The sequence below is a fragment of the Gluconobacter sp. P1D12_c genome (assembly GCF_018812105.1).
Classification (GTDB): Bacteria; Pseudomonadota; Alphaproteobacteria; order Acetobacterales; family Acetobacteraceae; genus Gluconobacter; species Gluconobacter oxydans_A.
The window spans coordinates 1-355 of the sequence record NZ_JACSIQ010000891.1 but is presented as its reverse complement, the minus strand read 5'-3'; the positions used below and the strand labels follow the sequence as shown (position 1 = coordinate 355).

The following is a 355-nucleotide window of genomic DNA, read 5'->3' as shown; positions in this document are numbered from 1 at the left end:
CCTGTCAGGGTGCCACCCTGCGCCAGTTGGCGCATCTGCATGACTGGCATATCAGCGAGGCCGGATACGCCGAAGCCCTTGGCCGTATGGTTGCAGCCCATCGTGGGCTGCCCCTGGCGKCACTCTGGGGAGACGGCACATCGTCCTCAAGTGATGGKCAATTGTTTCATGCAGGTGGCAGAGGCGCTGCGATCAGCGATATCAATGCGCGCAATGGCAGTGAACCGGGCGTCAGTTTCTAGACCCACATCTCCGATCAGTATGATCCGTTTTCGACCCGGGGGATTGCGGCGACGGCCGGTGAAGCACCCTATGTTCTGGATGGGCTGCTGTATCAGGATGGGCTGCTGTATCA

At 60.1% G+C, this 355-nt stretch carries 1 pseudogene; it reads left to right on the top strand.

From position 1 onward, the window contains the following. Window positions 1–355 (top strand): annotated as a pseudogene (locus KP705_RS19665) (Tn3 family transposase); the annotation flags it as partial.